The 8,761-nt window shown below is 53.0% G+C and carries 11 protein-coding genes; 6 read left to right on the top strand and 5 right to left on the bottom strand.

The window, feature by feature from the left end; all coding sequences use genetic code 11:
• The first annotated feature begins 301 nt into the window (after positions 1-301).
• A complete protein-coding gene (locus tag IGQ15_RS10505; protein ID WP_149817695.1) occupies positions 302-670 on the top strand; it encodes a YccF domain-containing protein in 369 nt (122 codons plus the stop codon).
• 51 nt (positions 671-721) lie between these two features.
• On the opposite strand, the gene IGQ15_RS10500 is transcribed toward IGQ15_RS10505, so the two are convergent.
• Positions 722-841: a photosystem I protein PsaX gene (locus IGQ15_RS10500; RefSeq protein WP_011056656.1), complete on the bottom strand. Its 120-nt coding sequence runs from the start codon at positions 839-841 to the stop codon at positions 722-724.
• A 205-nt stretch (positions 842-1,046) separates the two neighbouring features.
• Between IGQ15_RS10500 and trxA the strand changes: the two genes are divergently transcribed.
• Genes trxA through IGQ15_RS10485 form a run of 3 tightly spaced genes read left to right on the top strand, consistent with a single transcriptional unit; the run spans position 1,047 to position 3,361 of the window.
• Positions 1,047-1,370, top strand: coding sequence for a thioredoxin (trxA, locus tag IGQ15_RS10495; RefSeq protein ID WP_297051541.1), 324 nt, complete (start codon positions 1,047-1,049; stop codon positions 1,368-1,370).
• A 21-nt stretch (positions 1,371-1,391) separates the two neighbouring features.
• Entirely contained in the window at positions 1,392-1,613 is a 222-nt protein-coding gene (gene thiS / locus IGQ15_RS10490) for a sulfur carrier protein ThiS (RefSeq protein WP_297051539.1), read from the top strand.
• Entirely contained in the window at positions 1,613-3,361 is a 1,749-nt protein-coding gene (locus IGQ15_RS10485) for an ABC transporter substrate-binding protein (RefSeq protein WP_297051537.1), read from the top strand. Before thiS ends, IGQ15_RS10485 begins: the two co-directional genes overlap by 1 nt.
• Here the strand turns inward: IGQ15_RS10485 and mazG are convergent.
• Positions 3,358-4,482, bottom strand: a complete 1,125-nt coding sequence (gene mazG, locus IGQ15_RS10480) for a nucleoside triphosphate pyrophosphohydrolase (protein WP_363315846.1) — start codon at positions 4,480-4,482, stop codon at positions 3,358-3,360. The genes IGQ15_RS10485 and mazG overlap by 4 nt on opposite strands.
• Before the next feature lie 139 nt (positions 4,483-4,621).
• Between mazG and hslO the strand changes: the two genes are divergently transcribed.
• Complete coding sequence (gene hslO, locus IGQ15_RS10475; RefSeq protein WP_297051535.1) at positions 4,622-5,521, top strand: Hsp33 family molecular chaperone HslO; 900 nt, start codon at positions 4,622-4,624, stop codon at positions 5,519-5,521.
• Between the two features lie 26 nt (positions 5,522-5,547).
• Positions 5,548-6,921: a 1-acyl-sn-glycerol-3-phosphate acyltransferase gene (locus tag IGQ15_RS10470; protein ID WP_297051534.1), complete on the top strand. Its 1,374-nt coding sequence runs from the start codon at positions 5,548-5,550 to the stop codon at positions 6,919-6,921.
• Between the two features lie 20 nt (positions 6,922-6,941).
• Here the strand turns inward: IGQ15_RS10470 and IGQ15_RS10465 are convergent, their stop codons facing one another.
• The 3 genes from IGQ15_RS10465 to IGQ15_RS10455 form a co-directional block, all read right to left on the bottom strand.
• Entirely contained in the window at positions 6,942-7,628 is a 687-nt protein-coding gene (locus tag IGQ15_RS10465; RefSeq protein WP_297051532.1) for a 1-acyl-sn-glycerol-3-phosphate acyltransferase, read from the bottom strand.
• A gap of 103 nt (positions 7,629-7,731) precedes the next feature.
• Positions 7,732-8,292, bottom strand: coding sequence for a DUF2808 domain-containing protein (locus IGQ15_RS10460; protein WP_297051530.1), 561 nt, complete (start codon positions 8,290-8,292; stop codon positions 7,732-7,734).
• 150 nt (positions 8,293-8,442) lie between these two features.
• Positions 8,443-8,724, bottom strand: coding sequence for a hypothetical protein (locus IGQ15_RS10455; RefSeq protein ID WP_297051528.1), 282 nt, complete (start codon positions 8,722-8,724; stop codon positions 8,443-8,445).
• Positions 8,725-8,761: the final 37 nt, after the last annotated feature.

The raw sequence follows: 8,761 nt of genomic DNA, 5'->3' as shown, positions 1-8,761 counted from the left end.
TATCCCCTCGCTGAAGCGGAGGGGTTTTAGCCTGCCCACATCACTCCTATAAGATTTTCCCGCCGGGCGGATTCCCCCCCTACGTCTGCAAAATTTTGCGATTATTTCTGTGTTTTTGGGGATTCTCTTTTCCTTTGGCTCCACCTCGGCGATCGCCAACGTCGTGGGTGGCGTCATTCTCATCTTGAGATGACTGCAGTTTTAGGATAAACAATCCCCTCGTTTAAGACTTATCTATTAAATTAAGCTCAATGTTACAAAGAGCTGGTATGAGTCTAAACAAGGTTGGGAGCAGTGGATCATGAGTCTTCTTGGCAATATCATTTGGTTGATCTTTGGTGGCTTCCTCACAGGCATTGGCTATATGCTGGGCGGTGTAACGTTGTGCCTGACGATCATTGGTATTCCCTTTGGGATTAAAGCGATTCAACTGGGCTGGAGTGCTCTATTGCCCTTTGGGAAGCAAGTGGTTGAGGCGCCCGATGCCAATAGCACGCTAACGATGATTTTTAATATCTTGTGGCTTTTGGTTGTGGGCTGGGGCATTGCCCTCAATCACCTATTTTGGGGGTTGCTCTTGGCGGTGACGATTATTGGCTTACCCTTTGCGCAGCAGCATTTCAAGCTGATGATTTTAGGATTACTGCCCTTTGGCCGTGAGTTGAAGTGATTACCAGCAATAGGGGGCTAGGGTGCCCCCTCGATACTTTCGTCCAAAGTCCTACTTGAGGATGCCAAAATAGTAGGCGGCAACCAAAAAGTTAATGGCCAACAGCAGCACAGCCCAGAAGGTACGGAAAGCGTAGGTGGGTTTTGCAGATTTTGTTGCCATAGTTGACATCCTCTTGATAGGAAACGGCAACCCCATTATACGCCGATAGTCTCCTGTATGCCGAGGGCGACGTGATATACTGCAAATCAAACCTAGCCGCGAGCTAGACTGCCTAGGGTCTGGGAAATCAAAAAATAATCCGAAGCCCAAGGTCAGCCTAAAGGTTGCTAGAGTATATTTTTAAGGCTGCTGATTCGTTATAAGGGTTCTGTTTATGTCCAGTGCATTGTCCGTTACAGATGCCACCTTTGAAGAAGAAGTATTAAATAGCGATATTCCTGTGTTGGTGGATTTCTGGGCACCTTGGTGTGGGCCATGCCGCATGGTAGCCCCCGTTGTTGATGAAATCGCCAATGAATATGAGGGCAGAGTCAAGGTCGTCAAGGTGAATACTGACGAAAACTCGAAGGTGGCGACCGACTTTGGCATTCGCAGCATCCCGACGCTGATGATTTTCAAGGGCGGCCAAAAGGTGGATATTTTGGTGGGTGCGGTGCCAAAAACAAAAATTGAAGCGACCCTTGAGCAGTTCCTGTAGGTCAAATTTGTCCCTACTGCTATGGTTCCTGTTGAGCCAGCGATCGTCATCCATGTGAATGGCACTCCTCACACCTTGAGGCGATCGCTCTCGATTCCAGAACTCTGTGACCTGCTCAACATTCACCCCCGCCTGGTTGCCATTGAATACAATGGTGAGATTTTGCATCGGCAGTTTTGGGAAACCACCCATGTGCAGGCGGGCGATCGCCTGGAAATTGTCACGATTGTTGGTGGCGGCTAATGCGCGGCTGGCAATGGCCTCTGATTGCGCTGCTGGTTTTGTTATGCACCCTCAGCCTCGGAAGCTGTGCTGGCCTAATTACGCCACGTGGCAACCAGTTAGTGACCGCCGTCACCTCAGACCCAAAAACCTTTAACTACGCCCTAAGCCAAGAATCCCCCAATGTCTTTGGCTACCTCTACACAGGGTTAATTCAAGAAAATGGCGTCACAGGTGAACTGGAGCCAGCCCTTGCTGAGTCTTGGCAAATCAAGCCTGAAACCCTCGAGATTGTCTTTCAACTCAAGCCGAATCTGAAATGGTCGGATGGGGTGCCTCTCACCAGTGAGGATGTGGTTTTCACCTACAATGAGGTCTATTTTAATCCTGAGATTCCCACCAGTAGCCGCGATATTCTCCGTATTGGCCAGAAGGGGCTGCTGCCCACAGTGACCGCCCAAGGCGATCGCCAAGTGACGTTTAAGCTACCTGAACCCTTTGCGCCGTTTTTACGCAATACTGGATTGCCGATTTTACCTGCCCATCTGCTGCGGCAAGCGGTGCGAGAACGGGATAGCCAAGGGCGATTGAAATTCCTGTCCATGTGGGGCACAGATACTGATCCTCGGCAAATTGTCGGCAATGGCCCTTTTGTCATGGATCGCTATGTGAATGGCCAGCGGTTGATTTTTCGGCGCAATCCCTTCTACTGGCGATCGCCCCTGCCTCATCTGGAACGCTTCATTTGGCAAATTGTTGAATCCACCGACACAGCCATGCTGCAATTTCGCTCGGGCGGTCTGGACCTATTTGCCGTCACCCCCGAGATGTTTGCTCTTTTGAAACGTGAGGAAAAGCGCGGCCAGTTTCGCATCTACAATAGTGGACCGAGTCCTAACACCCTTTTCCTTTCCTTCAATCTCAATCGCGGTCGCCGCAATGGCAAGCCCCTTGTCGATCCCGTGAAGTCCGAGTGGTTTAACGATGTGCGGTTCCGTCAGGCAGTGGCCTATGCCCTTGATCGCCAGCGGATGATTAACAACATCTACCAAGGCTTAGGGGCACCCCAACATTCAACGATTCCCGTACAAAGCCCCTTTTACTTCTCTCCGGAGCAGGGACTGCCCACCTATCGTTACGATGTGGCCAAAGCCAAGGCATTACTGCAAGAGGCAGGCTTCCGCTACGACGATCAAGGTCGCCTTTTTGACGCCAAAGGGAACCGCGTCCGCTTTTCCCTGATGACCAATGCGGGTAACAAAATCCGTGAGGCGATAGCGACACAAATTCAGCAGGACTTGGGGGCGATCGGGATGCAGGTGGATCTGCAATTTTTGGCCTTTGGCACCCTCGTGGATCGCCTCTCCAATTCCCTAGAGTGGGAAGCCCATATCCTTGGTTTTACGGGCGGCGGTAATGAACCCAATAGCAGTGCCAATATCTGGCGAGTGGATGGCCTGTTGCATACGTTTAATCAGCAACCCTCACCGAATCAACCGCCGCTGACGGGTCGAGTGGTCGCTGACTGGGAGCAGCGCATTAGTGATCTCTATGTGCAGGGGGCACAGGAGCTAAATCTGGAACGCCGCAAGCAAATCTATGCCGAAGCGCAACGACTGGCTCAGGAATATCTCCCCTTTATCTACCTCGTGAATCCCCTGTCCCTTACCGCTTTTCGCAATCATGTGGTCGGTGCCAATCCCACGGCGCTGGGGGGTGCCCTATGGAATCTCGATGAACTGAAAGTGCAAATGGCCGCAGCGGATTAGGCTTCTTCAGGATTAGGTTCTACCGCTATTTCGGTCGGGTCGCTGTCTGTGGCTAACTGTACTTTGGCCTGTTGCCAGAGGGCTTCCAGTTCTTCTAAGGTGTAGGTCTCAAGGGGGCGATCGATGGCCGCCTCAATGCACTCCAAGCGTTGGATAAAGCGTTGGTAGGTTTGTTGCAGGGCATTGACAGGGTCCAGTTGGCACCAGCGGGCAAGGTTAATCACACTAAAGAGCAGATCCCCCAATTCCACAGCCTGTTGTTCAGCATTCCCTTGCAGAAGCGCCTCCTGAAACTCCGCCAGTTCCTCGTAAAATTTCTCCCATGCACCGCTAATGGTTGGCCAATCTAGGCCAGCGCGACTGGCTCGCTCACCAATTTTCATACCCGCCATCAGGGGGGGCAGGGTACGGGCATAGCGTTGCAGTTTTTGACTTAGGGGGAGAGGTTCCTCGGTCCCTTTCTCGGCCGCTTTGATTTGCTCCCATTGATCGCGCACCTCTTGCGCAGTGGTGAGTGCCACTTCACCAAAGACATGGGGATGGCGACGGATCAGTTTATCGGTAATTCCTTGAATGACCTGGGCAAGGGTAAATTGGTTGGCTTCTTGAGCCAGTTGACTCTGGAGCACGACTTGAAGCAACAGGTCGCCTAATTCTTCGGCGATCGCCCCAGTATCTCCCTCTTGAAGAGCATGGACGACTTCATGGGCTTCTTCAAGGACGTAGGGAATAAGGGTGGTGGGTGTTTGCTGCAAATCCCAAGGGCAGCCCCGCTCAGGATGGCGCAGTTCCTGTACCACGTGAATCAAGCGTTGAAACTGAAGCAGTGCCTCTGGCAGGGGGGGTGGCACATACAGTTGTAGCGGACAGGTGGCCTCCGTGAGTTCTGCCAATTCGCCAAGGGTGAGGAGTGTGCTCTGGTGTTCGGCATTAATGAGCGTCAAGGGTGTCTCTAAAGGCCAATGGTGGCGAAGATGATGTGCCAAGCGGTGGGCGATCGCCAGCGTCGGAATCTCCGTAATCAGACCCCCTTGAGGCAATTCTGTTGCCTCTGCCAAGACAGTTGCTGCCGACAAAACAGTTAAGGGCATGGCCATAGGAGCAATCACTGGACACTGCATCACGATTGTTTGCCTATCATCGCCAATTTCCTGATGTTCTTGCTAGGGGTCTCCCAAATGTTGCCCGTCAGATGGCTGCCCTTGGGGTCAAATAAAAGGAGATAAACTAAGTGTAACGAAACATTTCTTTAGGTTCATCATGGCAGATTTTCTGTTGCGAGCAACGGCTGCGGCTGAAGGCATCCGTGCAGTAGGGGTGATTACCACTCAACTCACCGATGAAGCCCGCCAACGCCACCAACTCTCCTACGTTGCCACAGCTGCTTTGGGACGAACCATGGCCGCTAGCTTAATTCTCGCCTCTAGTTTCAAACAGCCTCAAGCACGGGTGAATGTGCGCATTCAAGGCAATGGCCCCCTAGGAACGGTTTTCGCTGATGCGGGTGCTGATGGTACCGTTCGCGGCTATGTGCAGTATCCCAGTATTGAACTGCCCCCCAATGCCAAGGGCAAGCTGGATGTGGGGGCGGCAGTGGGGCATCAGGGGTATCTCTACGTCATCCACGATCTTGGCTACGGCTATCCCTATTCCAGCACGGTGGAGCTTGTCTCTGGGGAAATTGCTGAAGATGTCACCTACTACCTCGCCACTTCAGAGCAAACCCCCTCAGCCCTGATGTTAGGCGTTTTTGTTGAAGAGGCCGGGGTGACTGCCGCCGGTGGGTTGATGTTACAGGTGCTACCCAAAGCTGCTAATGATGAACACCTCATCGCGACCCTTGAACAACGGGTAGCCAGTCTCAAGGGCTTTACACCCCTGCTACAGGCGGGGCGGACACTGCCAGATATCTTTCAGGAACTCCTTGGGGATATGGACTTGCAAATCTTGCCCCAACGGCAAATGGTGCGCTTCCACTGTGGCTGTTCCCACGAACGGATGCTAGCGGCACTCAAGCTCCTAGGGGAGGCAGAATTAAAGGATATTCTAGCCACAGAGGCGAAGGCAGAAGCCACCTGTCAGTTTTGTAATGCTGTCTATTGGGCAGATCAGCCGATGTTGGAACAATTGATTGCGGAGTTGGCCACTGCCTCAGTCTAAACCCTTGTTTCTGAGGAGTTTGCGTCATGTCCAGTGTGGTTGCAACTGCCCAACCCCCGTTGCATTTTCTCCCCCAGCGGTTTAGCTACCCAGTTTGGTGGACGGTGGCGCGGCTCCTACCCTTCTACATCCGCCACGGTCTTGGTCTCAATCGGGTGGAAGGGGTGAATGTCGAAACCCTGGCTCGTTATTACGAGCAGTTTCAGCGGGGACAGGTGCGGCTTCTCATTGCCTTTCGCCATCCTTGCACGGATGATCCTTTGGTGATGGGCTATTTGATGTGGCATCTATTGCCGCAAACAGCACGGCGGCTGGGCATTCCCTTGCATCCCCCCACGAATGGCTATTTTCTCTACGATCGCGGGATTCCCCTCTGGGCCGGGAAGCAAATTGGTTGGCTCTTTTCACGGTTGGGGGGGATTTCAATCATGCGCGGTAAGCTCGATAGCCAAGCCCTGCGATCGGCACGGGAGCTACTCTTGGAGGGGCGATTTCCCCTAGCGGCGGCGCCAGAGGGGGCAACGAACGAACACAATGAACTGGTCGCACCTTTAGAGCCGGGCGTGGCACAACTGGGATTTTGGTGTCTGGAAGATTTGGCCAAGGCGGGGCGATCGCTCCCTGTGGTCATTCTCCCCGTTGGCATTCAGTACAGCCTCAGTCAGCCCTCTTGGGAACGCATGGCAATGCTGATGGCACAACTGGAGAACCGCCTTGGCTGCCCCACCAATTCTCAGAGTACCGAACCGCAGGACCTCTACCGCCGCCTGCTAAATTTAGCGATGCACCTGCTGGATCGCCTAGAGACTTTTTATGCCACGTCCTATCGCCAAGATTTTCCCGAACTGCCCCCCTTTGATTCCCCCAATGCCGAATTGGCAGCACGGATTCAGCGACTCCTTAACAGTGCCCTTGTAGTGGCGGAGTCCTACTTTGGTCTTAAGGCCAGTGAAGATTTTGTGAGTCGCTGCCGACGGATTGAGCAAGCCGCTTGGGAACGGATGTTTCGCGGTGATTTGGCACAACTGTCTGCCGTAGAGCGGTGTTTGGCCGATTGGTTGGCCGAGGAAGCCAATGTGCGATTACGTCATATGCGTCTTGCGGAGCGATTTACCTCGATTACAGGTAGCTATATCCGTGAGAAATTCACGATTGATCGCTTTGCCGATGTGGTGCTGATTCTCTGGCGCACGTTTGATTGGCTAGAGGGAAAAAGCCTAACTGTGAATCGCTTGGTGGGCTTGCGGCAGGTGCGCCTCAGTGTTGGAGACCCCCTCCATTTAGAGAGCTATTGGCCTCTGTATCGTCGCGATCGCCAAGGGGCCCGACAGGCCGTTAAAGAAGTCACCGATCAGATTCGCCAACAATTCGAAGCCTTGATTGTGCCTACGGATTCTTAGAGGGATTCAAGTGATGAGGTCTATGCCAAACACAGGAGCGATCGCCCCTCTTGAAGCTGTTGCAGTGCCCTCAAAAGATCACTCGTCAGTTGTTGGGCGGCACTTTTGGGGCGACTGACATCATAATTGCCCGTACTCAAGGGGGCACCAATGATCACCTTGACCTCACTTCCCCACTGCGGATAGGGCTGAGCATAATCCAGTAAGATCGGCACAATCTGAATCGCTTCTGCACAGCGCTGAGCTGCCTGAAGGGCTAAACGCGCTAAGCCGGGTTTGAGGGGATGAATCTGGCGATCGCGAAAGATATTCCCCTCAGGAAAGACCACTAAGGCCTGTCCCTGCCGCAGCAGTTCCACACCCATCCGCAATGCACTCACCGAAGGCGCTTGGGTATTGACCGGAAAACCACCACACTGACCAATCACCCAGCCTTGCAGTCCCAGCATTTCATCGTGGGAGACCATGTAGTAGAGGTCGCGGCCACTCACCCGCCGCCCCGTCACATAGGGAATAATTAGGGCATCCCAACGGGAACGATGGGTGGGTGCCAAGATTACGGGACCCGTTTTGGGTATCTGCTCCTGCCCTTGCACCTCAAGGGTACGAAAATAGCACCGCAGGACAATATCCCCCACCAGACGGTACATCAGGGGAGTGAGGAGAGGCGAAATGTGGGGGAATGAAAACTTAACAGAATCTAGCATCAAGCGTGAAGAGGGAACCGGCTGTAAAAACTAGCCTAGGGCGATCGCTCCACTCTGGCTAGGGATGGCGAACCAGTTCGCAAATTGGCAAATTGATTCCCCGTTAGTTATTGGCGATACTGAGGATCCAAGTGCCAACGTAGCGCATCAAGGGAATGTCACCGGGGGAGCCAATGCGGGCATTGAAGAAGTACATCCCGCCATTATTGGGATTGCGCACATTGTTGAGGATCACTTGCACCGGCGTTCCTGCGGGAATCACCTCAGCGGGCACAATATCAATGACGCGGTTATCGCGATCAAGGGAAACTTCCGCCAGTTCAACTTTCTTGCCGGGGTCACGGCGAAACTGGAAGAAGCTATTGCCGCTATTGCCGCCAACTCTCACTTCAATCCCCTTGGGATCAAAGATGCCGTTGTAGTAGTCAGGGTAGGTGATGTTGATGCGGTTAATGGCCACTTTTTGCTGACCAAGGCGTAGCCAGTAGCGATCGCCCATAAAACCGGGGGTGCCGTTATCTAAGTGATACTGCAACTGCTGTCGCCCACTCGGCCCCTCACCCCAAGTAAAGGTAAAGCCTTGATTGGCTTGGGCACGCACAGGGGTCACAAGACCAAAACTACACCCCAACAGAATCAGAACCGGTAGGAAACGCTTCACCATAGATAGCCCTATTACGACACACCACAGATACCTGACTTTCAGACGGGGAGGATTCGCTTAACGTTCCCCTACGGATTAGTCTGCTTAGTATCCTAACGGCAAAGAATCACCATTGCGCAGAAAAACTAAACTTTATTGAGAGATTTTCCCTCAGTTGCGGGTTTGCTGCACGAGCTGGGCAAAGAATCCCCCACGACTCGTCACACTGGAGGGAGCATCCTTATCAGCCATTTGCACGGCCACAATTTCTGAGGTGAGGACAGTTAACTTCTTGTCCACTTGGCGATCGCACGTCAGTTCGAGGACAGTCGGAGTGCCACTGGCCATCGCCTGCTGAATTTGCTGATAGACTGCCGTTGCTGCTGCACTTTCCTTGCGTTCAATGCTGACGGGCATGGGGACATGACGCAGAATTAAATCAATCGTGTACATTGCGTTCTTTCAGGCTAGGTTCGTATATTCACTGTAA

It is taken from the genome of Thermosynechococcus sp. M98_K2018_005 (genome assembly GCF_015295825.1).
Taxonomy (GTDB): domain Bacteria; phylum Cyanobacteriota; class Cyanobacteriia; order Thermosynechococcales; family Thermosynechococcaceae; genus Thermosynechococcus.
Note: the sequence above shows the minus strand (reverse complement) of the source record. Positions and strands in the feature narration are given on the sequence as shown.

What these genes read in the sequence shown, in the direction of transcription:
- IGQ15_RS10505 (WP_149817695.1), top strand. Translation starts at nt 302, where the DNA reads ATGAGTCTTCTTGGCAATATCATTTGGTTGATCTTTGGTGGCTTCCTC.
- IGQ15_RS10465 (WP_297051532.1), bottom strand. Translation starts at nt 7,628, where the DNA reads ATGCTAGATTCTGTTAAGTTTTCATTCCCCCACATTTCGCCTCTCCTC.
- hslO (WP_297051535.1), top strand. Translation starts at nt 4,622, where the DNA reads ATGGCAGATTTTCTGTTGCGAGCAACGGCTGCGGCTGAAGGCATCCGT.
- thiS (WP_297051539.1), top strand. Translation starts at nt 1,392, where the DNA reads ATGGTTCCTGTTGAGCCAGCGATCGTCATCCATGTGAATGGCACTCCT.
- IGQ15_RS10455 (WP_297051528.1), bottom strand. Translation starts at nt 8,724, where the DNA reads ATGTACACGATTGATTTAATTCTGCGTCATGTCCCCATGCCCGTCAGC.
- IGQ15_RS10500 (WP_011056656.1), bottom strand. Translation starts at nt 841, where the DNA reads ATGTCAACTATGGCAACAAAATCTGCAAAACCCACCTACGCTTTCCGT.
- IGQ15_RS10460 (WP_297051530.1), bottom strand. Translation starts at nt 8,292, where the DNA reads ATGGTGAAGCGTTTCCTACCGGTTCTGATTCTGTTGGGGTGTAGTTTT.
- trxA (WP_297051541.1), top strand. Translation starts at nt 1,047, where the DNA reads ATGTCCAGTGCATTGTCCGTTACAGATGCCACCTTTGAAGAAGAAGTA.
- mazG (WP_363315846.1), bottom strand. Translation starts at nt 4,482, where the DNA reads ATGCAGTGTCCAGTGATTGCTCCTATGGCCATGCCCTTAACTGTTTTG.
- IGQ15_RS10485 (WP_297051537.1), top strand. Translation starts at nt 1,613, where the DNA reads ATGCGCGGCTGGCAATGGCCTCTGATTGCGCTGCTGGTTTTGTTATGC.
- IGQ15_RS10470 (WP_297051534.1), top strand. Translation starts at nt 5,548, where the DNA reads ATGTCCAGTGTGGTTGCAACTGCCCAACCCCCGTTGCATTTTCTCCCC.